23 protein-coding genes and 1 tRNA gene are annotated in these 23,012 nt (G+C 64.1%); 12 read left to right on the top strand and 12 right to left on the bottom strand.

What is annotated here, in order from left to right; genetic code table 11:
* Positions 1-15: 15 nt before the first annotated feature.
* Positions 16-1,959: an excinuclease ABC subunit UvrC gene (gene uvrC / locus LHJ54_RS06845; protein WP_228243156.1), complete on the bottom strand. Its 1,944-nt coding sequence runs from the start codon at positions 1,957-1,959 to the stop codon at positions 16-18.
* 154 nt (positions 1,960-2,113) lie between these two features.
* Between uvrC and LHJ54_RS06840 the strand changes: the two genes are divergently transcribed.
* Positions 2,114-3,073, top strand: a complete 960-nt coding sequence (locus LHJ54_RS06840) for a division plane positioning ATPase MipZ (protein WP_228243155.1) — start codon at positions 2,114-2,116, stop codon at positions 3,071-3,073.
* Between the two features lie 6 nt (positions 3,074-3,079).
* Here LHJ54_RS06840 and LHJ54_RS06835 read toward each other — a convergent pair whose 3' ends face one another.
* A complete protein-coding gene (locus LHJ54_RS06835) occupies positions 3,080-5,530 on the bottom strand; it encodes a TonB-dependent siderophore receptor (RefSeq protein ID WP_228243154.1) in 2,451 nt (816 codons plus the stop codon).
* 169 nt (positions 5,531-5,699) lie between these two features.
* Here LHJ54_RS06835 and infA point away from each other — a divergent pair, with 169 nt between their 5' ends.
* The 9 genes from infA (at position 5,700) to purQ (ending at position 10,595) form a co-directional block, all read left to right on the top strand.
* A complete protein-coding gene (gene infA / locus LHJ54_RS06830) occupies positions 5,700-5,945 on the top strand; it encodes a translation initiation factor IF-1 (protein WP_228243153.1) in 246 nt (81 codons plus the stop codon).
* 15 nt (positions 5,946-5,960) lie between these two features.
* Positions 5,961-6,554, top strand: coding sequence for a nucleoside triphosphate pyrophosphatase (locus tag LHJ54_RS06825; protein ID WP_228243152.1), 594 nt, complete (start codon positions 5,961-5,963; stop codon positions 6,552-6,554).
* Complete coding sequence (locus LHJ54_RS06820) at positions 6,547-7,530, top strand: ribonuclease (protein WP_228243151.1); 984 nt, start codon at positions 6,547-6,549, stop codon at positions 7,528-7,530. The genes LHJ54_RS06825 and LHJ54_RS06820 overlap by 8 nt, the downstream gene beginning before the upstream one ends.
* The gene (gene yacG / locus LHJ54_RS06815; RefSeq protein WP_228243150.1) at positions 7,523-7,696 is read left to right on the top strand and encodes a DNA gyrase inhibitor YacG; all 174 of its coding nucleotides are present in this window, start codon (positions 7,523-7,525) and stop codon (positions 7,694-7,696) included. Before LHJ54_RS06820 ends, yacG begins: the two co-directional genes overlap by 8 nt.
* Positions 7,697-7,780: 84 nt before the next feature.
* Positions 7,781-7,855, top strand: a tRNA-Phe gene (locus tag LHJ54_RS06810).
* Positions 7,856-7,931: 76 nt separating this feature from the next.
* The gene (gene wrbA, locus LHJ54_RS06805) at positions 7,932-8,534 is read left to right on the top strand and encodes an NAD(P)H:quinone oxidoreductase (protein WP_228243149.1); all 603 of its coding nucleotides are present in this window, start codon (positions 7,932-7,934) and stop codon (positions 8,532-8,534) included.
* A 154-nt stretch (positions 8,535-8,688) separates the two neighbouring features.
* Entirely contained in the window at positions 8,689-9,492 is an 804-nt protein-coding gene (purC, locus tag LHJ54_RS06800; protein ID WP_228243148.1) for a phosphoribosylaminoimidazolesuccinocarboxamide synthase, read from the top strand.
* A 195-nt stretch (positions 9,493-9,687) separates the two neighbouring features.
* Positions 9,688-9,924, top strand: a complete 237-nt coding sequence (gene purS / locus LHJ54_RS06795; RefSeq protein ID WP_228243147.1) for a phosphoribosylformylglycinamidine synthase subunit PurS — start codon at positions 9,688-9,690, stop codon at positions 9,922-9,924.
* Complete coding sequence (gene purQ / locus LHJ54_RS06790; protein WP_228243146.1) at positions 9,924-10,595, top strand: phosphoribosylformylglycinamidine synthase subunit PurQ; 672 nt, start codon at positions 9,924-9,926, stop codon at positions 10,593-10,595. Before purS ends, purQ begins: the two co-directional genes overlap by 1 nt.
* A 21-nt stretch (positions 10,596-10,616) precedes the next feature.
* Here the strand turns inward: purQ and LHJ54_RS06785 are convergent, their stop codons facing one another.
* Together LHJ54_RS06785 and glmS are read right to left on the bottom strand one after the other, a co-directional pair.
* A complete protein-coding gene (locus tag LHJ54_RS06785) occupies positions 10,617-12,944 on the bottom strand; it encodes a bifunctional diguanylate cyclase/phosphodiesterase (RefSeq protein ID WP_228243145.1) in 2,328 nt (775 codons plus the stop codon).
* A 153-nt stretch (positions 12,945-13,097) separates the two neighbouring features.
* The gene (glmS, locus tag LHJ54_RS06780; protein WP_228243144.1) at positions 13,098-14,921 is read right to left on the bottom strand and encodes a glutamine--fructose-6-phosphate transaminase (isomerizing); all 1,824 of its coding nucleotides are present in this window, start codon (positions 14,919-14,921) and stop codon (positions 13,098-13,100) included.
* A gap of 199 nt (positions 14,922-15,120) precedes the next feature.
* Here glmS and LHJ54_RS06775 point away from each other — a divergent pair, with 199 nt between their 5' ends.
* Positions 15,121-16,650 (top strand): CpaF family protein, encoded by a 1,530-nt coding sequence (locus LHJ54_RS06775; protein WP_228243143.1) that lies wholly within the window; start codon positions 15,121-15,123, stop codon positions 16,648-16,650.
* Between the two features lie 107 nt (positions 16,651-16,757).
* Positions 16,758-16,886, top strand: coding sequence for a hypothetical protein (locus LHJ54_RS06770; protein ID WP_277754030.1), 129 nt, complete (start codon positions 16,758-16,760; stop codon positions 16,884-16,886).
* A gap of 96 nt (positions 16,887-16,982) precedes the next feature.
* On the opposite strand, the gene LHJ54_RS06765 is transcribed toward LHJ54_RS06770, so the two are convergent.
* The 8 genes from LHJ54_RS06765 to LHJ54_RS06730 all read right to left on the bottom strand — a co-directional run bounded on the left by LHJ54_RS06765 (position 16,983) and on the right by LHJ54_RS06730 (position 23,012).
* Positions 16,983-17,582: a DUF938 domain-containing protein gene (locus LHJ54_RS06765; RefSeq protein WP_228243142.1), complete on the bottom strand. Its 600-nt coding sequence runs from the start codon at positions 17,580-17,582 to the stop codon at positions 16,983-16,985.
* A complete protein-coding gene (locus LHJ54_RS06760) occupies positions 17,579-18,043 on the bottom strand; it encodes an ABA4-like family protein (RefSeq protein WP_228243141.1) in 465 nt (154 codons plus the stop codon). Before LHJ54_RS06760 ends, LHJ54_RS06765 begins: the two co-directional genes overlap by 4 nt.
* Positions 18,040-18,723, bottom strand: a complete 684-nt coding sequence (locus LHJ54_RS06755; RefSeq protein WP_228243140.1) for an NAD(P)H-binding protein — start codon at positions 18,721-18,723, stop codon at positions 18,040-18,042. Before LHJ54_RS06755 ends, LHJ54_RS06760 begins: the two co-directional genes overlap by 4 nt.
* Complete coding sequence (locus LHJ54_RS06750; protein WP_228243139.1) at positions 18,716-19,876, bottom strand: deoxyguanosinetriphosphate triphosphohydrolase; 1,161 nt, start codon at positions 19,874-19,876, stop codon at positions 18,716-18,718. The genes LHJ54_RS06755 and LHJ54_RS06750 overlap by 8 nt, the downstream gene beginning before the upstream one ends.
* A 45-nt stretch (positions 19,877-19,921) precedes the next feature.
* Positions 19,922-20,251 carry a hypothetical protein gene (locus tag LHJ54_RS06745; RefSeq protein WP_228243138.1) on the bottom strand — a complete coding sequence of 110 codons (330 nt, stop codon included), beginning with the start codon at positions 20,249-20,251 and terminating at the stop codon, positions 19,922-19,924.
* Complete coding sequence (locus LHJ54_RS06740) at positions 20,251-21,822, bottom strand: NAD(P)(+) transhydrogenase (Re/Si-specific) subunit beta (RefSeq protein ID WP_228243137.1); 1,572 nt, start codon at positions 21,820-21,822, stop codon at positions 20,251-20,253. Before LHJ54_RS06740 ends, LHJ54_RS06745 begins: the two co-directional genes overlap by 1 nt.
* Positions 21,823-21,934: 112 nt before the next feature.
* The gene (locus tag LHJ54_RS06735) at positions 21,935-22,501 is read right to left on the bottom strand and encodes a PEPxxWA-CTERM sorting domain-containing protein (RefSeq protein WP_228243136.1); all 567 of its coding nucleotides are present in this window, start codon (positions 22,499-22,501) and stop codon (positions 21,935-21,937) included.
* Between the two features lie 229 nt (positions 22,502-22,730).
* Positions 22,731-23,012, bottom strand: coding sequence for an NAD(P) transhydrogenase subunit alpha (locus tag LHJ54_RS06730; protein WP_228243135.1), 282 nt, complete (start codon positions 23,010-23,012; stop codon positions 22,731-22,733).

Raw genomic sequence — 23,012 nt, 5'->3', positions numbered from 1 at the left:
CAGGCGGTGCCCATCCTACCCGTTTGCATGGTAGAAGTCATACACCTTCTGGGCGACGGTATCGTTGATTCCCGGCGCGCGCTTCAGATCCTCCAGCGCCGCCGCCCGAACGCGCCCCGCGGTCCCGAAATGCAGCAGCAGCGCACGCTTGCGCGCCGGCCCGATGCCGGGGATTTCATCGAGCGGCGATGCGGTGATCGCCCGGCTGCGTTTCGCCCGATGCGCGCCGATGGCAAAGCGGTGAACTTCGTCCCTCAGCCGCTGGAGATGGAACAGAAGCGGCGAGTTTACAGGCAGCGTCTTTTCCCGGCCGTCCGGAAAGTGGAACACCTCGCGCCCCTCGCGGCCGTGGTGCGGCCCCTTTGCGACCGCCACCACGGGCAGTTCCTCGATCCCCAGTTCCTCCAGCACGGTGCGCACTGAGGACATCTGCCCCTTGCCCCCGTCCAGGAGTACAAGATCGGGCCACACCCCTGCCTTTTCGCGGTCGGGGTCCTCCTCCATCGCCCGCCCGAACCGCCGGCGCATAACTTCGCGCATCATGGCGAAGTCGTCGTTCGTCTGCGCCGTCTTGATGTTGAACTTGCGGTACTGCCCTTTCTCAAAGCCTTCCGGCCCGGCCACGATCATGGCGCCAACCGCCTTCTCGCCCTGGATGTGCGAATTGTCGTAAACCTCGATCCTTTGCGGGGGCGCGTCCAGTTCTAGGAAGTCGGCCAGCTCCTGGTTCAACCGCGCCTTGGTGCCGCTCTCGGCGGCGCGCCGCTCGAGCGCTTCGGTGGCATTGCGCTGCGCCTGTTGCAGCAGGCGGCGGCGGTCGCCCCGCTGGGGTACGCTGATCTCGACCCGGTGCCCGGCCGCTTCGCCGAACGCCTCAGCCAGAAGTTCGCATTCCGGCAGGTCGCGGTCGACCAGGATGACGCGCGGCGGCGGAACCTCCTCGTAGAACTGCAGCAGCACGTCCGACAGGATCTCCCCCTCGTCCAGATCCTGAGTATGCGCAGGGAAGAACGCGCGATGGCCCCAGTTCTGCCCGCCCCTGATGAAGAACGCCTGCACGCCTACCTGGCCGCTCTTGCTGGCCAGGGCAAACACGTCGGCATCACCCACCCCGCTCGCATTGATGGCCTGACTGCCCTGGATGAAGGTCGCAGCCCGCAAGCGGTCGCGCAGCAGGGCGGCGGTTTCGAAGTCTAGGTTTTCCGCCGCTTCGGCCATCTGTTTCTCAAGGCCCGCCTGAACCTGTCCCGACTTTCCGGCCAGGAAGTCCTTTGCCTGCGCGACCAGCCTGCCGTACCCCTCGCGGTCGATCCGTCCGACGCACGGGGCGGAGCAGCGTTTGATCTGGTAGAGCAGGCATGGCCGCTGGCGTGTCCTGAAGAACGCGTCGGTGCAGGATCTCAGCAGGAACAGCTTCTGCAACGCGTTGATAGTGGTGTTCACCGACCCCGCGCTGGCGAACGGCCCGTAGTAGTTGCCTTTGAACCGGCGCGCGCCGCGGTGTTTCTGGATGCGGGGGTAATCATGTTCAGCCCGCAGCAGGATGAAAGGAAAGCTCTTGTCGTCGCGCAGCAGGACGTTGAACGGTGGCCGGAACCGCTTGATGAGCTGCGCCTCCAGCAGCAGCGCCTCCGCTTCCGATCCGGTGACAACGATTTCCATGCTGCGCGTCTGGCTGACCATTCGGCGCAGACGATTGGTAAGGCCGCTCACCTGCGTGTAGTTCGCCACCCTCGCCTTCAGGCTGCGCGCCTTGCCGACGTAAAGGACATCGCCCCGCGCATCGAGCATCCGGTACACGCCCGGGCGGGGCTTCAGCGTACGGACGGTTGACCGGATCGCCGTGACGCCTGCGTCCAGATCGGGCTGCGCCGAGGCAACCGTGTAGGTGGCGCGATCCTCGTGAAATCGTTCCGCCCCGGCTGGACTGGTCGGTGAATCTGCCTTGCTGCGCGACATGTCGTCCCAAATAAGGCGCGCGCTGCCGCTTGCCAGTCTCTTGCAGGGCGGAACAAGCCGTGGTCGCAGCCGCCGTTCATTATCGACTTTTTAACTCAACCGCTTAACATTGGGCAATCTCCAGCGGGATCGCGCCCATGCCAGAGGCGGAGGGATGATGGATACAGCTTTTTCCGTGCAGCCGGTGCCCGGCTTGAGCCAGCTGGTCGCGGATGTGCAAAGCCGTCCGCAACGTGACGCGCATGTGATTGTGTTCGCGAACGAGAAAGGCGGGGTCGGAAAATCGACCCTGGCGTTCCACGCGGCGGTTGCCCTCGCCAACGCCGGCGCGGCTGTGCTGGCGATTGATTGCGACTCGCGCCAACGATCGCTGCACATGGCGCTTGAGAACAGGCGCGCGACGAAGACCTGCCTCGGCATAGCGCTCGCCTGTCCACGTTCTGCCGTAGTGGATCGGGCCGCGACTGCGGCGCTGTTCCAGGAAATGGGACGATTGGGGACGCGTTGCCGCTTCATCCTCATCGACGCGCCGGGCCACGATTCGCCCCTAGCGCGCGCTGCCATCGCTGTCGCCGATACTCTGGTGACGCCGGTGAACCCCTCGTTCATCGACCTCGCGCATCTCGGTCGCTTCAACCCCGCCACGATGGCCCTGACCGCAACCGGTCCGTTCGGCGCGCTGGTGGCCGGCCTGCAGCAGGAACGGGAACGGCAAGGCATCCGCCCTGCGGACTGGCTGCTGCTCAAGAACCGCGTGCGGCCGCATGAGGCGCGCCAGCAGGAACGGGTGGATCAGGCGCTCGCCGCGCTGGCGTCAAAGCTGGGGGCACGCATCGGCAGCGGCTTTGCCGAGCGGGTCGGCTATCGCGAACTGTTCGCTTTCGGCCTTACCCATCCCGACCTGGACAGGATACCGCAGCTTGGCGCGGTCAAGCCACGCGAACCGCAGGAGGTCGACCGGATGCTGGCAGAACTGCGCCTGCCACCCGTGGGGCTGCCCACCCCGCGCGAGCAAGCCTCGCGCGCCTGGGTGCAGGCGCAGACGCGGACCGCTTACCTCAATGCACTGAAGGACCATGTTGCACCGCACGGCGGGCTGCGGGCGCGGGCCTGAGCGCGATTACAGAAACAACTTTCTGATCTCCACCCCGACATAGCGCCCGGTCGGATCGAGCAGGAACGGCTGGAAGCGTGGCGGCGTCACGCCATCGCCATCCACCACACGCTGCCGTTCATCGAACACGTTGTCGACCAGGAATGACAATCTCGTTCCACTTAGCGCGGCCGTTTCCGGGAACAGCCGCCCCAGGTCGGTGAATACCCGCAGGTCAAGTTTCGCCAGACCGCCAAAGCGCAGGTCGGCACTGCCCGGCGCGCCGGTCCCGCGAACATCCGTGGGGCTGAACCAGTTGAATGCCAGCCGCCCGCCGATCCCGTTGTAGAAGCCGAAGAAGCGCGCGCCGAAGCGGTTCTCCGGCACTCCGCCGGGGACCAGTGCGTCACCATTCAGCAGGTCCAGTTCGGGACCCTGCGCGCTTATCAGCACGGTGCTCTCGAGCTCGCGCGTGTAGTCCAGCGTCAAGCGCCAGCGGCCGCCGCTCGGCGGGCCTCGTCCGATCATCGCGGCCGGTCCGCCCGCTCCGGCCCGCCCCGCTCCAGGTCCGCCCGCTCCGGGCCCGCCGCGCGCAGACTGCTCCTCGTCGCTGCGGAACGAGCCACCCAGATTGAGGGCGAAGCGTATCCGGCTTGCATCCTGCCGGGCGAAGGTCACAGGTCGCTGATCGATGGCGAGAAGCAGACCATCCGGATCGCGCACCACCCGACCGGGGAACGCCGCCTCGATTTCAGGTGTCAGGAACGGGAACGCGGCACTGACGTCCCGCGAACGGTTGCGGAAGTATTCCACGTCCACCGAGCTGTTGCGGATGTTTTCAGAAAGCTCCGGCAACTCCCAGTTGAGGGCGAGTTTAAGGTCACGTTGCCGTTCCGCGACAAGATCCGGATTACCTCCCGTGGTCAACGCGATCAGCGCGGTCTGTCCGGTAACAAAGTCGAACACCGGCACGCTTGGGCGCACGATCACCGGGCCGCCCAATTGCGTCAGGCTAGGCGCCGCCTCGCGCGGGGTATAGGTCGCCTGCAGCGATAGCCGCTCGGTGGGCCGCCAGTTGATGCCCAGATTAGCGTTCCACAACGTGCCGAAATCCGACAGGTGATCGACCCCGCCCCCGACCGTCAGGTCCACCTGGCCCACGGCGCCTAGAAAACCGCCCCTCTCCGCGATCGGCAAACCAAGGTTCGCCCCGGCGCTCGTCCTGCCGCGGGTCAGTTCTACGGCGCCGTTCGTCCGGGTATCTTCACTCGCAATGCGGTTCCACCGGTATCCCGCATCCAGCGTCGCTGAAACGCGTCCGGCCGGCAATTCGAATGGGCGGCCGGACAGCGTCACCACGTTCTCGACCGTGATCGTACGCGATTGGGCGAGATCAGGTGCGACAGGTGGCAGGTCGGGCAATATCCCCCTAATGGGCACAGCGCCTGAAAGAGCGGCAGCCTGAAGGCCGGAGAAGTCCGGCGCGTTGCGGACCAGCGTTTCTGCCTCGGTAAGGATGGCGTTCAGGGTTCCGTTCAGCCGCCACTCCCCCAACGGCTTGTCCAGCGTCGCGCCGAGCGAATAGGTGTCGGTGCTGGTTTCGGTCGCGAGCAGATAGGGTAGTGCGCGAAATGCGCTGTCCTGCCTTGGCGCAGGCCCGACGAGCAGCACGGTTGCCAATCCGTCCAGATCGCGTCCATCCGTCCGGTTGTAGCTGCCGCTCAGCGCAATGGCGCCGCCTGCCCCTTCCACGCCCAGGCCGCGGGACCAGTTAACCGTCGCCTCCGCGCTGCTGGTTGGCGCCACGAGGGAACGGAAGCGGGCCGGGTCCGGATCGCCGGGCAGTACCGGTGCGTCCAGCACCACGCCCCTTTCGTCATTGGTAAGGCCCGTCCGCTCGGCAAGCTCGACATTGACATTCAGCCGATCGGGGCCGTTGATGCGAAGGTAGGTCAGCTCCAGTTCCGTCTGGCGGTATCCCCCTCGATCGGGCTGTTCGAATTCCCATTCGATTTCGCGGCTGGCGAAGTTCTCCTTGAGGATGAAATTCACCACCCGCTGATCGGCCGGGAAGCCGTATTGCAGAGCCACTTCCTCGGGCAGAATGGATACCTTCTGGACTGCTTCGGGAGGGTAGGAGCTGAGTTCACGAAAATCGGAGATGCGGCGGCCGTTGACCAGAATGACCGGGCGACCACCCCCTCTGCCCCGGCCAGAGCTTACCTGCGGTGCCAGCGCTTCCAGCACTTCGGCCAGCGACCCTGCGCCCAGCGCCTGAACGTCGCGCTCGTCATATTCCGCGATCGGTGGCTGGGAGGTGATCACTTCCCCGCGCAGGCGAGTGCCGGTCACGACGATCTCGTTGCCTGCCCCGTCCGGGTCAGCCGCAGGAACCCCGCCTTGCTCGGCTTGCTGCGCCAGCGCCGGCGAATGAATTGCAAACAAGGAGGCGCAAATGAGCAGGGCAGTACGAGGCATAGGGGCAAGTCACCTTGATTTGGAGCGTCCCGTCGGTGGGCATCCGCAGATTGCCCCCGACTGAACAGGAGATGGCGAGCAGTTAACGCACTGCCGCTCTTTCCTTTCCGCATCCACACAGCTAAAGGCGCGGGCCATGACCCAGCAGCGAAGCGGCAGAAAGGCTTAGATGGCCAAGGAAGAACTCCTCGAGATGCGTGGCAAGGTGGTGGAACTCCTGCCCAACGCCATGTTCCGGGTCGAGCTTGAAAATGGCCACGAAGTCCTTGGCCACACCGCTGGCAAGATGCGCAAGAACCGCATCCGCGTGCTGGTGGGGGACGAGGTGCTGTGCGAATTGACACCTTATGATCTGACTAAGGCGCGCATCACCTATCGCTTCATGCCCGGACGCGGCGGCCCCGGCCCTGAATAACGTTCGGCAGGGGTGATGCCGGACGTTGTACAAAGCTGGCCGCAGCTTGTCCTTGCCTCCTCCAGTCCGCGCCGGCGCGATCTGCTGGCGCAGATCGGCGTTGCACCGGGGAGGATTGCTTCGCCGGATATAGACGAAACTGCGCACCGGGACGAAAAGCCCGCCGACTATGCCGCGCGCCTTGCGGTTGAAAAGGCCTTGGCCGTGGCGCGCGGCGAGGGTGAGGTGGTCTTGGCCGGAGACACTACCGTGGCGCTGGGTCGCCGGATATTGCATCAGGCGCGCGACCCAGCGGAGGTTGGCTTTTTTCTGAAGCAGCTTTCGGGGCGCCGGCACACCGTGTGGTCCGCCGTCGCCGTGATTGCCGCCGACGGTCGCATCCGGCAGCGGTGCACCCGAAACATCGTGCGTTTCAAGCGCCTCTCGCAAGAAGAAATTGCCGCCTATTGCGCCAGCGGCGAAGGCGTCGGCAAAGCCGGCGGTTACGCCATCCAGGGTCGTGCGGCCGGGCTGATAGACTTCATTTCGGGCAGCCACTCCGCAGTGGTCGGACTGCCTTTATTCGAAACTCGCGCTTTGCTGAAAGCGGCCGGTCTGTCCATTGACTGAGTGGCTCGTCGAACATGGCATCGGCGAGGAGCGAGCCATTCTGGTGCACAGGGGCGCAATTGCAGCGGCGAGGCTGCACTGGCCCGGCGGCCTGACCGCGGGGCAGGTGGCGGATGCCAGACTTATCAGTCGTCATACGGGCGTGCCGCGCGGAACCGTCCGCTTCGCCAGTGGCGCAGAAGCGCTGGTCGACCGGCTGCCCCCATCTGCCAGCGAAGGTGCGATCATCCGGGTCGAGGTCACACGCGCCGCCATGCCGGAAAGCGGCCGCCGGAAGCTGGCGCACGCCCAGCCCTCGGACAAGCCGGTGAAGAATGCGCTTAGCCTTGCCGAGCAGCTGGAAGGTGCCGGTCAGCCGGTCCGGCAGGTCCGCCGGTTCCCCACCGCGCTCGGCTGGGATGAATTGTGGCAGGAGGCATGGGACGGCCACTCATCCTTCGCGGGCGGTGCGCTGCTGTGGCACGTGACACCGGCCATGACCCTGATCGACATCGATGGCGACGCCGACCCGCTGACCCTCTCGCGCGCCGCCATCGTGCCGCTGGCCGCCGCGCTGCGCCGGTTCGATCTTGGCGGCAGCATCGGCATCGACTTCCCCACCATTACCGACAAGGCGGCCCGCAAGACGATCGATGCGGCGCTGGGGCAGGCGCTGTCAGACTGGCCGCACGAACGCACCGCCATGAACGGTTTCGGCTTCATCCAGTTGGTCGCCCGCGCGCAGCGGCCGTCGCTCCTCGGCCTCTTGTCGCACGATCGGCCAGGCGCGGCGGCGCGGCACCTGCTGCGAACGGCGGAGGGGCTGGAGGGGGCCGGCGCAACTCTGCTGGCCTGTTCTCGGCCGATTGCGGCGGCGCTCCGCCAGGAATGGCTGCAAGAACTGGCGCGCCGCACCGGTCGGCCGGTGAGGTTGGAAATACAAAGCGATGCGCTTGATCTGGTCCCCGGTCATGCCCAGCTTGTGCCGCATGAGTGAGGCACCCGTTCGACGCTGTCCCGTCTGCTGCGAGCCGCGCAGCGAAGCGCATCGGCCGTTCTGCTCGACCCGCTGCAAGGATCGTGACCTCGCCCGGTGGCTGACCGACGGTTATGCAGTTCCGGGTCGTCCGGCGGCGCCCGAGGAACTGGTCGGCAACGACTGAAAAAGCCTTGCAATCACGCCTCAGCCTCGTCATAGGCGCTCCGACCAATCGCTCGCCGGCTCTCGATGCCGTCGCAGCAGCGATGCCCGGGTAGCTCAGGGGTAGAGCAGACGACTGAAAATCGTCGTGTCGGCGGTTCAAATCCGTCCCTGGGCACCACTGCACCTGCAGTGGTGCGGAAACACACTGACGCTGAGCCGTTGAAGGCGCTCCATCCACCTTTGAGGAGCTTTTCATGCCGCGCATTCTCGTGCTCTACTATTCTTCTTATGGCCACACCGCGACGCTGGCCGATGCCATCGCCGAAGGCGTGCGCGGCGCAGGCGCCGATTGCGACATCCGCCATGTTCCGGAAACCGCCCCGGAAGCCGTGGTCCGGCAGGCGGGCTTTACCGGCATGCAGAAGCACGAGGAGATCAGCGATCCGGCAGCGATGAAGGACTATGACGGTATTATCGTGGGCACGCCCACGCGCTATGGCCGCATGTCCAGCCAGATGTGCGCATTCTGGGATCAAACCGGCAGCCTGTGGCAATCGGGCGCGCTGGTCGGCAAGGTCGGCGCGGCCTTCACTTCCACGGCCAGCCAGCATGGTGGTCAGGAAACCACGTTGTTTTCCATCATCACCAACCTTCTCCACATGGGCATGACCATCGTGGGGCTTGATTACGGCTACGAGGGGCTGGTTGGAGTGGACGAGGTGGCCGGCGGTACACCGTACGGCCCTACGACGGTTGCCGGCGGTGACGGCTCGCGCCGGCCGAGCGATACGGAACTGGGCGGCGCCCGCTATCTTGGCGAAAAAGTCGCGCGGATTGCCATGAAGCTAGCCGCCTGACCGACGCGGCAGCGATGGCAGCAAACATCGTCTGCTACGCGGCATGTTTGCCTTTTGAGGCGTTGCGGAGTATTGACGGCGGCGCCCCGGCACCTGTGCGAAGCGCCAGCCGCTCCGCCGCCGGGGCATCGCTTTTCACGCAAGGGAACAGCCCATGTCGCGTCGCCGCCAGATCTACGAAGGCAAGGCCAAGATCCTGTACGAAGGTCCGGAGCCGGGCACCATCATTCAGTATTTCAAGGACGACGCCACCGCCTTCAATGCCCAGAAAAAGGGCACGATCAACGGCAAGGGCGTGATCAACAACCGCATCAGCGAGTTTGTCTTCACCCGCCTCAGTCACATCGGCATCCCCACTCATTTCATCCGCCGTCTCAACATGCGCGAACAACTGGTCCGGCAGGTGGAGATCGTGCCGATCGAAGTGGTCGTCCGCAACGTGGCGGCTGGCTCGTTGTCCAAACGCCTTGGCCTGGAGGAGGGCGAGCCGCTCCCCCACACGCTGATCGAATATTACTACAAGGACGACAAGCTGGGCGATCCGCTGATCGCGGAAGAGCATATCGCCTGCTTCGGCTGGGCCAGCCATGAAGAGATGCAGGACATCGCCTCCATGGCGATCCGCATCAACGACTTCCTTTGCGGGATGTTCGCCGCAATCGGCATCCGCCTCGTGGATTTCAAGCTGGAGTTCGGGCGCATCTGGGACAACGATTTTTCCCGCCTGATCCTGGCGGACGAGATCAGCCCGGACGGTTGCCGCCTGTGGGACATGGCAACCGGCGAAAAGCTCGACAAGGACCGTTTCCGCCGCGATCTGGGTGGGGAGGAAGAGGCCTACAACGAAGTCGCCCGCAGGCTTGGCGTGCTGCAGAACGAGGACAACGCGCCCGGGGAGGTGTTCGATCTGTCGCATCATCGCAACATGCGGCGGGGCGCGATCAAGCCAAAGAAGTGACTGCATGCGCCGCGGTGGCCATCTTCCGCGGGCGGTGCCTTGGCCTTGTGCGGCGCACCTGGTTCTGCGCGCAAGGCGATCGCCCGATGATCGGCGACGCACGGACGCGGCCCTGCCTCTCCTGTAGCGCGGGCGTTTGCGCACATCGGCCGATTGGCTATAGGCGCTGCACCACTGCTTTGCGAAAGGTTCGGTATGCAAGTTCGCGTCCATGTCAGCTTGAAGCCAGGCGTGCTTGATCCGCAAGGGCGCGCGGTTCACCATGCGCTGGAGGGGCTTGGGTTTGCGGATGTCCGCGACGTGCGCATCGGGCGGCTGATCGAACTGGATGTGGCGGACGGCACCTCGGATGACGCGCTGGAAACCATGTGCCGACAACTTCTCGCCAATACGGTCATCGAAGACTACCGGATCGAGAAGGCGCCAGCCTGATGACTGCCGCAGTTATCACCTTTCCCGGCTCGAATTGTGACCGCGACATGGCGGTGGCCCTGGAACGCGTGATGGGCAAACCGCCAGAGCGGCTGTGGCACCGCGACAGCGACCTGCCACGCGGAGTGGATTTCATCGCCCTGCCCGGCGGGTTCTCCTATGGCGACTACCTGCGGTCAGGAGCGATGGCGGCGCGCAGCCCGATCATGCGCCAGGTGGCGGCGGCGGCCGCGCGCGGGGTTCCGGTGCTTGGCGTGTGCAACGGGTTTCAGATCCTGTGCGAAGCCGGTTTGCTGCCAGGCGCGCTCATGCGCAACGCTGGGCAGACGTTCATCTGCCGCACGGCGGAGCTGATCGTGGAAAACGTGTCGTCGCGCTTTACCGCCGGCCTTTCGCGAGGTCAGCGCCTGCACATTCCGGTAGCGCACCACGACGGCAACTATTTCGCCGATCAGACAACACTCGATGAGATTGAGGGGTCTGACCGCGTGGCATTCCGCTACGCAAGCAACCTCAACGGATCGCGGCGCGGCATTGCCGGCATTCTGAACGCCGAGGGCAACGTGTTGGGGATGATGCCCCATCCCGAGCGGGCGGTCGATGCAGCGCATGGGGGCGAGGACGGCCTGCTCCTGTTTAAGAGCGTGCTGGACGGTCTTTCTGTGGCCTGACAAACGGCCTCGGCCGCTAGGTCACGACGCGCGGGCGGATGCGTACAGGGCGGCCTGCTTCGTCGCCAGAAGCGACCGCGCCTTGTCCGCTGCCATGGGTCGCCCGAAATGATAGCCCTGGATTTTGGTGCAGCCGAGGCTGCGGATAAGCAACGCTTCGTCGGCGTTCTCCACCCCTTCCGCCGTTGTTGTCATGCCGAGGCTCTGGGTCATGGCGACGACCGCCCGGATGATGGCGAGGCTTTCCCGATTGCCCTGCGCCGCGCCCTGCACGAACAGACGGTCAACTTTGATGGTCGAAAAACGCATGGTGCGCAGGTAGCCGAGCGAGGAATAGCCGGTGCCAAAATCGTCCAATGCGATGCTGCAGCCCAGTTCCATCACCTGCTCCAGAGCGGCGCGGGCAACGGTCGGGTCCGACATGAACACGCTTTCGGTCACTTCGACCTCCAGCCGACGGGGGTCCAGGCCTGTGCTGGCCAGCGTCTGGCGCAGCATCGGCATGAACGCCGGTTCAAGCAGCTGCGCGGGGGACACGTTCACATTGACCATTATGTGACTGGGCCAACGCATCGCTTCCAGACATGATTGCCGCAGAACCCATTCACCGATGGGGATGATCTGCCGCGTGTCTTCAGCAAGGGGAATGAACTTGGCCGGGCTGATCGCGCCATGCTCGCCGCTTTGCCACCGCAGCAGCGCCTCAAAGCTGACGACATGCTCGCGGTTGGCGTCCACCACGGGCTGGAAAATGACCTGCATCTCGTTGCGCTCCAGCGCGGTTCGCAAAGCAACCTCCAGGTTCCGCCGCTCCTCGGCAACCTTGTGCAGGGAAGGTTCGTACTCGCAATAGGTGCCGCCGCCCTGATCCTTTGCCTGGTACAGCGCGAGGTCGGCATTGCGCATCAACTCTTCGACCGTGGCGCCGTCGCGTGGACCGAGGGCGGAGCCAACGCTGGTCCCGACATACAGGGTTTGCCCGTCCACCAGATAAGGTTCGGTCAGCCGTTCGATAATCAGGTTGGCGAGCTTCTCCGCCTGAGACCGGTCTTCCAGGCTTGTCACGACAATCCCGAACTCGTCGCCCCCGAGGCGGCCGGGCACCCCCATCTCTCCGCAGATCGACTGCAACCGCCCGGCAACCTGCGCCAGCAGCTTGTCGCCGGTCTGGTGGCCGAGCGAATCATTGACCGCCTTGAACCGGTCGAGGTCCAGCATCAGGAGCGCGCAACGGGAACGCCACTGCGCCGCGGAAGACAGGGCGCTGGCCAGCGTTTCCGTGAGCAGCAACCGGTTCGGCAGTCGCGTCAGCATGTCGTAGCGGGCAAGATAGGCGATCTTCTCGTCAGATTCCCTACGTTCGGTAATGTCGGAACCCACACCCCGGAACCCGGTATAGACCTGCCGGTCGTCATAGGTCGGCGTACCTGACAATTCCCACCAGCGGCGCTGCCCGCCGATCGTGACCTGCACCGCGATATTGGAAAAGCTTTCCCGTCTTTTCAGGCGGTTGGCCAAATCCCGTAAGCCGTCGTTGAGCGAGTGTTCGTCAGGTGCTCCTTCGCTGATAAGCTGCATCAAGGGCTGCCCTTCCGCCTTGTCCGGCGTGCTGCCAAGGGCGAAGGCGAACCGCGGTGAGATGCCGCGCAGGCGGCGCATTGGGTCGATCTGCCAGAGCCAGTCGGCCTCGTTCTCCTGAAACTCGCGCAGCAGCAGCGACACGGTGTCCGACGTTTCGGCCAAGTGTCTGCTTGCCAGCCGGGCAGAAAGAAGCGCGCGGGTCTTGTTGATCGTGCCGATCACAACAACGGCGCTGACCACCAGCGGAGCCAGGAGGAGTGGCAGCTCCCGCTGAAGGAGAAAGCCGACAGCCGCGCCGATCATCGCCAGCAGCGTGAACCCGATGGTGGTCAGAGGCGGGGCCGTGTCGTTCATGGCCGAAGCTGTGGTAAGCGTCAGCACGACTGCGAAGAGAGCGAGGAAATCGGCTGGTGCGGCACTGTAGCCGAACCAGAACAGTGCTCCGGCCCAAGTCACTCCGGCAAGGCAGGACAACATGATCTGATGCCGCACATCGGCGACAATCGCGTTCGTCTGACTTAACCGGGACTGGCCCTGCACGAGCTTTAGCGATGCCGCCAAGTTGGCTGTCAGAGCCAACCCGGCGAGCGCAAAGAACAGCCAGTGCGTACGATCAGCGAACAGCCACAGAGCGACGAGCAGCGCCGCAATGTGACCGAAACCGCGCAACAGCGCCCAGTTCCGCGTTTTGGTGCCTTGGAATACGGCCAGGTCCGCCCACTGCTCCCGCGCTTCGACGGTCAGGCCAAGCACGTCCCGGAGCGGCAACGGCGAACCGTTTGAACTGGATGATTGACTGGCGGGTGGCACAGGGCGGCAGTAGCCGCAAAAGATTTAGAGCCAGTAAACCAGAGCCACGCGCGCACGTCGAAGACCGTTGATTTTAGGTTAATTTCCACAACTGCGACGCGCGCAGACGCGCTATTCCACGGTAACCGACTTCGCCAGATTGCGCGGCTGGTCCACATCTGTCCCCTTCACCACGGCGACGTGGTAGGCCAGAAGCTGCACCGGAACCGCATATACGATGGGCGCGATCAGAGGGTGAACATCAGGCATCTGGATGGTCGCCAGGCACCCTTCTCCGGCAGCTGCCAGGCCCGCTGCGTCGGAGATCAGAACGATCTTGCCTCCGCGTGCGCGCACCTCCTCCATGTTCGAAACCGTCTTTTCGAACAGGGGCCCTGACGGGGCGAGCACAATGACCGGCACATTGTCGTCGATCAGCGCTATCGGACCATGCTTCATCTCGCCGCTGGCGTAGCCTTCGGCGTGGATATAGCTGATTTCCTTCAGCTTGAGCGCGCCTTCGAGAGCGAGCGGATAGTCAGGTCCCCGACCCAAATACAACACGTCGCGCGCCGGCGCGATCAACGGCGCAATGGCCGCGATGTCGTCGTCATGGTCGAGGGCCGCGTTGATCCCCGCAGGCGCCTCCAGCAGATGACGGACCACCTCCTGCTCCTCAGCCCGGCTCATGTACCCGCGCTTGACGGCCAGATGCGCTGCCAGGGCAGCCAGCACGGCCAGCTGACAGGTGAAGGCCTTGGTCGAAGCGACGCCGATTTCCGGCCCGGCGTGCGTTGGCAGGAGCAAATCGGCCTCGCGCGCCATTGAACTGGTCGGGACATTGACCACTACCCCGATAGTCTGCCCTTGCGCCTTGCAGTGACGAAGGGCCGCCAATGTGTCGGCCGTTTCCCCGCTTTGCGAGATGAACAGAGCCAGGCCGCCCTGCTCAAGTACGGGATCGCGATAGCGGAACTCGCTTGCCACATCGAGGTCCACCGGCAAGCGTGCAAACCGTTCAAACCAGTACTTGGCCACCATCGCCGCATAGAATGATGTTCCGCAGGCAACGATCGTCACCCGCTTGATGGTGGACAGGTCGAAATCGAACTGCGGCAGGGCCACGGTGCTGTCGGCCTGCCTGATGTATGAGCCGAGAGTCTGCGCCACAACAGTCGGCTGCTCGTAAATTTCCTTCTGCATGAAGTGACGGTAGTTGCCCTTCTCGATCGCCGCCGCCGACGCGCCGGACTGCGTCACCGGACGGTCCACCTGCCGGTTCTGTTCGTCAAAAATGACCGCTTCGCTGCGGCTGATCACGACCCAGTCACCCTCTTCCAGATAGGTGATCCGCTGGGTCAGCGGGGCCAGCGCCAGCGCGTCTGAACCCAGGAACGTTTCGCCCTCGCCAAAGCCGACGACCAGCGGCGAGCCGCGTCGTGCGCCTATCAGAAGGTCGGGATGATCACGAAAGGTGATGGCGATGGCAAATGCACCGCGCAGGCGCGGCAGGACAGCCTGCACCGCGTCAGCAGGGGCCGCACCCTGTTCGACTTCACGGCTGACCAGATGGGCGACGACTTCGCTGTCGGTTTCGCTTTCGAGCTGCCGTCCCTCTTCCTGCAGCTCGGCGCGCAACTCCTTGTAATTTTCGATGATGCCGTTGTGAACCAGCGCCAGATGCTCCGTCGCATGGGGGTGCGCATTCCTGGCCGTCGGCGCGCCATGGGTTGCCCAGCGCGTATGGGCGATGCCGATGATGCCTGGAGCCGGATTGTGCTCCAGCTCTTCTTCAAGCCGGGCAAGCTTCCCCTCCGCCCGGCGGCGGATCAACGCGCCCTGGTCGATCGTGCAGACCCCGGCGCTGTCGTACCCGCGGTACTCCATCCGCCTGAGACCTTCGACGAGGCGCGCCGCGACTGGTTCGCGCCCAACAATTCCGATGATGCCGCACATTTTCGATAACCCGCCAAATAATGGTTGTGGCGCCGTTTAGCGGCTTGTCGTCACGAAGCAATCTTCTGTGCCGCTTATGCGCCGGTCTGATCTGCTTAGGAAATTATCAAGCATTAACCTCTATTCACCAAGCCGCACCGGGAGCCGGGACGGCGGTGAAGCGCCGCCAGGTCCTGCGCGCATGGCAAAGAGGATCGGTATGAGTGCATTCGGCAAAAAGGGCGGACCCGGCGGCATGACACCCGGCGCGCGACCCAGCTTCGGGGTAGCGCGGGCCATGAAAGGCCACACGCCTGGCGGGTCGCAGTTTCCGCCTCTGCCAGAACAGGAAGCCAAGGACCGCGCACCCCCGCCGCCGTCGCATGCGGCAGCCCCCTCGGCGCCGGCCAGCCCCCATGAAGAAGCCATGGCGCGCCTGGCCGAACGTTCCAATGCGGTCAGCGCCGGCAGACAGGAAGCGACCGGGTTCGAAGCGTCGGTTCACAAGATCAAGGAGCAAGTGCTTCCCCGCCTGCTTGAGCGGGTGGACCCGGAAGCCGCGGCAACCCTGTCCAAGGACGAGTTGTCCGAAGAGTTCCGCCCCATCATCCTTGAAGTGCTGGCGGAACTGAAGATCACGCTGAACCGGCGCGAACAGTTTGCGCTGGAAAAGGTGCTGGTCGACGAGTTGCTGGGCTTTGGCCCCCTCGAAGAGCTGCTCAACGATCCGGACATCTCGGACATCATGGTGAACGGCCCGGAACAGACCTATATCGAGAAGAAGGGCAAGCTGCAGCTGGCACCCATCCAGTTCCGGGACGAGCAGCACCTGTTCCAGATCGCGCAGCGGATCGTCAATCAGGTCGGTCGCCGGGTCGACCAGACCACCCCCTTGGCTGACGCGCGCCTCAAGGACGGCAGCCGCGTCAACGTGATCGTGCCGCCGCTCTCCCTGCGCGGAACAGCCATTTCAATTCGTAAGTTCTCCGAGAAACCGATCACCATCGACATGCTCAAGGGCTTTGATTCCATGAGCGACAAGATGGCGACCGCGCTGAAGATCGCCGGTGCGTGCCGTTTCAACATCGTGATTTCAGGCGGCACAGGGTCGGGCAAGACCACCATGCTGAACGCGCTGTCCAAGATGATCGATCCGGGTGAGCGCGTGCTGACCATCGAGGACGCGGCCGAACTTCGCCTGCAACAGCCGCACTGGCTGCCCCTTGAAACCCGGCCGCCCAACCTTGAAGGGCAAGGCGCGATCACCATCGGCGATCTTGTGAAGAACGCCCTGCGTATGCGACCCGACCGGATAATACTGGGCGAAATTCGCGGCGCTGAGTGCTTCGACCTGCTTGCCGCGATGAATACCGGTCACGATGGGTCGATGTGTACGCTCCACGCCAACAGCCCGCGCGAATGCCTCGGCCGTATGGAAAACATGATCCTGATGGGCGACATCAAGATCCCCAAGGAAGCGATCAGCCGCCAGATTGCAGAATCGGTCGACCTCATCGTGCAGGTGAAGCGTCTGCGCGACGGGTCGCGGCGCACCACCAACATCACCGAGGTGATCGGGATGGAAGGCGACGTCATCGTCACGCAGGAGCTGTTCAAGTTCGAATATCTGGACGAGACGCCCGAGGGCAAGATCCTGGGCGAATACCGCTCAAGCGGGCTGCGCCCCTATACCCTGGAAAAGGCGCGGCAGTACGGCTTTGAACAGGCTTTTCTGGAAGCTTGCCTCTGACGCTTCCGCATGGCGGCCCGGTCGCCAGCACGCTGGCTAGGAACCCTCCTCTTCGCCTCTCGTTCTCCGGCTATCCCAAGCTCGAGAACACAGAAGGGAAGAGTGCGATGATCAAGAAAACGATGATGGCCGCCGGGCTTGCCGCGGCTACTCTGGTGCTGGCGGCCTGCAACACCGTGCGTGGTGCGGGCGAGGATCTCCAGTCCGCCGCCAATACGGTTGAAAACGAAATCTGAGCCTGATGATCTTTTGGCAGGGTGGTTTGGTCTGAATAAGCCCGGCCGCTTTGCCTGATCATATCAGGAGAGCGCCCGCCTGGCTGGCGGGCGTTTTCAAACTGAGGCTCGGCGAAAAACGAGCATGAGGTTGTTGGCTGGCATCGTGTGGCAAACGGCGGCGCTAAATCCTGATTCCGCAGCCAGCCGGTTCACGTCCTGCGTACTGCGCAGGCCCCATTCCGGGTTACGCGCACGCAATTCCGCGTCGAATGCCACGTTCGAAGGCGCCGTGGCGATGCCGGGCTGAATGAAGGGGCCATAGATCAAGAGCGGGGCACCCGGTGCAAGGATGCGCGCCGCATGCCGGAACAGTCCTGCAGAGGCGGACGCCACACTGATGTGCAGCATATTGATGCACACGATTGCGTCGGCATCTTCAAACGGCCAGTCTTGTGCGGCAGCATCCAGATGCACCGGTGGCAGTACGTTCGCGGCACTGGCCTCGGCCCGCCAGGCGGTAATGGATTGCAGGGCGGCATCATCGGCATCGCTGGGCTGCCACATCAGGTCGGGGAACAGGCGCGCGAAATGAACGACATGCTCGCCCGTGCCGCTGGCCACTTCCAGCACCAGGCCGGCCGGCGGCAGTTCGCTGGCAAGCACTTGCGCTATAGCAGCGCGATTGCGAACCGTCGCGGGTGCGTGACGCTTCACGATGCGGTCCTGATCCGATGACCGTTCTCGCCGCCCAAGGAGAACCTGCCGCGCAGGACCAGCCACGCCAGCAGCCCCGCAGGCCCGGCAACAAAGGTCAGCAGCAGCACAGGCGCCTGAGCCGCCCGGCCCCACCCCTTGGTGTCGGCGTCGCGCGCGATCCACAGCCCGGCGAACAGGTCAAACGCTAGGTAGTGAATCCAGCCGATCGTCACTCCACCATCGGTCGAAAAGATCGCCCGCACCCCGGCGATCGTGGTGAAGTCCGCCCCTGAAGCCTCGCCGCCCCACACGCCTGACAGCACGCCGGCAACTCCTGCCGTGTACGCAAGGCACAACAGGCCAATGCCGGCATACAGCACCAGGGTCAGCACTATCTCGCGTCGGGGCAGGAAGATCAGGATCAGCCACATCACTATCGCCACGCCATTGGCGAGGTTGAAAACGAGCGGCCAGGTCATGCCGCGATCGACCCCACTAAGCGACGCATCTCATAATTGTGGAATACCCGAACGCCCTCTTCGGTGGCTTGCGACAGTGTCAGGGCCGCCTGTGCCACCGTGCGTGCCGAGATGGAGCGATAGCGGCGCGCACCGCCGAGCAGGACTCGATCGGTAACCGGGCTAAGGATGGCTGCAACACGCTCCATCAACCTGAAATCCGCCTGCCGCGTACCGTGCAATAGTCCCGGCCGCAGAATGTCAAGGCGGGCAAAGCCCAGCGTCGCCAGGTCGCGCTCCATCTCTCCCTTCACGCGCAGGTAGAAAGAACGACTTGCCGGCTTCGCGCCGACCGCGCTTACGACCACCATCCCGGTCGCTCCATGCTGCTGGGCAGCCTTGGCTGTTGCCACGACCAGCTGGTGATCGACCGCCCTGAACGCCTGTTCGTCACGCCCCGCCTTGCGCCAAGTCGTTCCAAGGGTGCAGATAACCACATCGGGCCGAATGTCTTCCATTACCCGGTCCCAGCGGGAGGGATCCTCCACAAACACGGGCACCGGCGCTGCGGCCAGCCATTCGGGCCGGCGCCGGACAAGGATGTGCAGGTTCCCGTGGTTACGGCGTGCCGCTTCGGCAACGATCGCTCTGCCGACCAGTCCGGTGGCCCCGACAAGCACAACTCTGGCCAGATCAGACATTCGTCAGCCCACGCGGCCGTTCGCCGGTGATCTGGGCGTAGCGATCAATGGCATAGCGATCGGTCATGCCGGCGATGAAGTCCGCGATGCAGCGCGAACGTTCCGGTTCCGCCACCGGCAACACATCCCGCCATTCTGTCGGCAGCATCCGGTGATCGTCGCTGTAGGCGGCAAACAAGCGCGCGACCACTTCACCCGCCCGCTGCGCTGTCTGCGCCTGGTCCGGGTGGTGGTACAGTTCCTGATACATGAAGGTCTTCAACCGCCGCTCACGTTCCCGCCACTCAGGCGAGAACCCCCCCAGCGCCCGCCCGGCACTGCGCACTTCAGCCACGGAGCCCAGGCCCGCCGCCTGCGCGCTGGTATGCTCGATAACATCATTGACCATCTGGCCTATCTGGGTGCGGACGAGTTCGCGCAGCAGTTTGGCTCTCGACGCGAGCGGGTGACGCCGCTCCAGCTCGCGAAAGAGGTCAGCAACGAAGTCGAGCGACAACAGCCGGTCCGCATCCAGCTTGCCAGCCCGCAGCCCGTCGTCGATGTCGTGATTGTCATAGGCAATGTCGTCCGCAACCGCCGCCACCTGCGCCTCCAAAGAAGGGTAAGCGTCCAGTTCCAAGGGGAAGGCTGCGTCGATTTCAGCCAAAGCCCAGTTCGGCTCCGCAACCGGTCCGTTGTGTTTGGCCAGCCCGTCAACCGTTTCCCAGCACAGGTTCAGCCCGTCGTGCCCGATATACGGTCGTTCCAGCCGGGTCACCGTGCGGATGGTGTGGGCATTGTGGTCAAAGCCGCCGAACGGCTCCATCGCGGCCGCCAGCGCCAGTTCTCCGGCATGGCCGAACGGCGGGTGACCCAGATCGTGACCCAGGCACAGCGCCTCTGTCAGATCCTCATCCAGACCCAGTGCGCGGGCAATCACGCGGCCGATCTGGGCCACTTCCAGGGTATGCGTCAGGCGGGTACGATAATGATCGCCGTCGGGCGCAATGAACACCTGCGTCTTGCTGCGCAGCCTGCGAAAGGCGATCGAGTGAATAATCCTGTCGCGATCACGCTGGAACTCTGAACGGGGGCCCCGCGATCCTTGCCGGTTCTCGCGGAACTCGCGCCCGCGGCTGGCCTCGGGATCGCTGGCATAGGGCGCTTTCTTCATCGGCAGGGCAGGTAAGCCGCGCCTTGCTCCGGGGCAAGGCGTGCTTCAGCGCGCTTCCGGCGCCAGACCCGTTGCGCACAAACCCGCAGACGAGGCGGTGACTGCCACCACCTCCGCGTCGCCCACGCGGCGAACCCGTTCGACATATTCGGCCAGGGAAAGGTTGGTACTGCGCTCTCCCTCGCGAGCCCTCACCCGCTCCAGCTTCCGCAACTGGTCGATGGTCAGCCGGTCAACCATGCGTTCCGCCATGCACCGGGCGTTGCGGTTGCTCAGCCCCGCATCGGTCAGGGCGGACCGCACCCGATCTTCGGCGATTGTCTGCGCGCATCCCGCCGCCAGCAGGAAAGTGGTACAGGCAAGCACAATTCGCATCAGTTCAACGCCTTTACAATGCCTTCGACCATCTTCTTCGCATCGGCGAGCAGCATGGTCGTCTGCGGCAGGTAGAATACATCATTATCGACGCCGGCATACCCCACCCCGCCCATGCTGCGCTTGATGAAGAACACCTGCTTCGCCTTGTCGACGTCGAATACCGGCATGCCGTAGATGGGCGAGGTCTTGTCGGTCTTGGCGGCCGGATTTACCACGTCATTGGCGCCGATGATAAAGGCGACATCCGTCTGCGCGAATTCTGAATTGATGTCCTCCAGTTCGAACACTTCGTCATAGGGCACATTTGCTTCCGCCAGCAGGACATTCATGTGGCCCGGCATCCGCCCGGCCACTGGATGGATCGCGTATTTTACCTCCACCCCTTTCTGCTTGAGGAGGTCAGCCATCTCGCGCAAAGCGTGCTGCGCCTGCGCCACGGCCATGCCGTAACCCGGGATGATGATGACGCTGTCCGCCTGTTCCAGCATATAGGCCGCATCTTCCGCGCTGCCTTGCTTGTACGGGCGTTGCTCACGCTGATCAGAGGCTCCGCCACTCGCATCCGTGCCGAAACCGCCAGCGATGACCGAAAGGAAGCTGCGGTTCATCGCGCGGCACATGATGTAGGACAGGATCGCCCCGGAACTGCCCACCAGCGCTCCGGTGATGACCAGCGCCGCGTTGCCGAGGGTGAACCCCAGCGCAGCGGCGGCCCAGCCGGAATAGCTGTTCAGCATTGACACGACCACCGGCATATCCGCGCCGCCGATGGGGATGATGAGCAGGAAACCGATCAGGAAAGCCAGGATCGTCAACGCAATAAGCAGAGGTAGGGTGGCAGCCGGCTGAGCGGTCGCGAACAGCGCCACCAGCACCAGGATAGCCAGCAATACCCCCAGATTGATGACGTGCCGTCCGGGAAGCAGGATCGGCGCACCGCTCATCTTCCCGGCCAGCTTGAGGAACGCGATGACCGAGCCGCTGAAGGTGATGGCGCCGATGGCAATGCCGAGGCCAAGTTCGACCCGGCTGATCGGGCTGATCTGCTCGTTGACCATCACTAGAGGCGCGCCGGTCACAGGGTGAAAAAAGGCGTCTGTCACCTGCTGTAGAATGCCGAACGCGCCCGGGTTCAGATACGCCGCCCAACCGACGAGCACCGCCGCCAGCCCGACCAGCGAGTGAAATCCGGCGACCAGTTGCGGCATGTCGGTCATCGCGATCCGGCGCGCTATGATCCAGCCGATTGCGCCGCCTATCGCGATGGCGACGAGTATTTCGGCGAAGCTGGCAATCTCTAACGACAGCACGGTCGTTGCCACCGCGATCACCATCCCCGCCATGCCAAATCTGTTGCCACGCACGCTGGTCGCCGGATGTGACAAGCCGCGCAGCGCGAGGATGAAGCACACTCCGGCGACAAGGTAGAGCAGCGGAGGCCACACGCTGCTGCCGAAACTTGGATGAGGAAAGTCGTTGGCAGGAGCGGCTCCGCCAAGAAGCCAGCCCACGCCAATCCAGCAGAGCGCTCGGCCGGCAAGCCCGTCCTTCGTTTTGATGCGCCTCATGCTTTCGCCTCCCTGCATCGGGATAAGGCACGGCTTCGGCATGGACAAGCGCCCAAACAGGAAAGGGCCGCACACAAGGTGCAGCCCTCCCCGCTTTTTACGATGACCCGACTCAGGCGTAGGCAACACTTACTCTGCGAGCACGCTGCGACCGCATCGCGAAGCCGATGCCGAAAAAGCCCAGCAGCATCATCGCCCATGTCGCAGGCTCCGGAACCGCGGCGGCAATCGGCGGCGCACCATTCTGCGTCACATTGAGCGACAAGGTCGTCGTGCCGCCAGAGGGTCTGGAGAAGACGATGTTTCCGGTGCCGGTGAACTCTGCCAGCAGGCTGTTGAACAGACGGGCTTCGTCAGGAACGGACAGCGAGGTGAACGGCGAGCAGCCAAACGCCGCGCCGCTGCCGGTGCAGGCGAACACGTTCTGCAGGCGCGACTGACCTCCGCTGACGATCAACGAGCGAATGAAATCCGTATCGACGGTGAAGTTCGGGAGGTTGACGATCGTGTCGCCATCCTGCGGCCGTGCGTCGATACCGAGCACAGCGAAGCGGTTCCCATTGTCGCCTTGATAGACGATCGGCGTGCCGCCGCCCTCGACAACGATGTTCACCGCGGCTGCAGCCGGTGTCGCCACGAGAGCAGCGAGAGCGGTGCCGGCAAGTGCCAATTTCTTCATCAACAATCTCCTGTTTTCCGCCACCCCCTGCGATGGCAGCAGACGGCGCCGTAAGCTGAACAGCCTGTTAAGCAAACATTTCCTGACGCACAGGCCCGTTACGGGACAACCCGGAGACACCTTTCCCTATCAACCGCACGGATGCTAGCAAAGGGCGCTTGTGACCATGGGCGAAGGGTGACGCCGTCGGACACCGCCTGCGGCAGGCTCCGCATGCCGGCAAAGCCGTTCACCTGTCCTTCTTGCGGTACATCGCCAGCATCCGGGCGGTCACCGCAAAGCCGCCGAAGATGTTGACGCTCGCCAGCACCACCGCCAGCAGCCCCAGCCATTTGGCGCCCGGGACCTCCGCCGCAGCCGCCGCGATCAGCCCGCCGACTATGATGACGGAGGAGATCGCGTTGGTCACAGCCATGAGCGGCGTGTGCAGCGCCGGCGTCACCGACCACACGACGTAGTACCCGACGAAGCAAGCCAGCACGAAGATTGAGAGGATCGCGATGAAGTCCAT

This window comes from Porphyrobacter sp. GA68, from assembly GCF_022605525.1.
Taxonomy (GTDB): domain Bacteria; phylum Pseudomonadota; class Alphaproteobacteria; order Sphingomonadales; family Sphingomonadaceae; genus Qipengyuania_B.
This window is presented reverse-complemented; position numbering and strand designations above follow the sequence as displayed.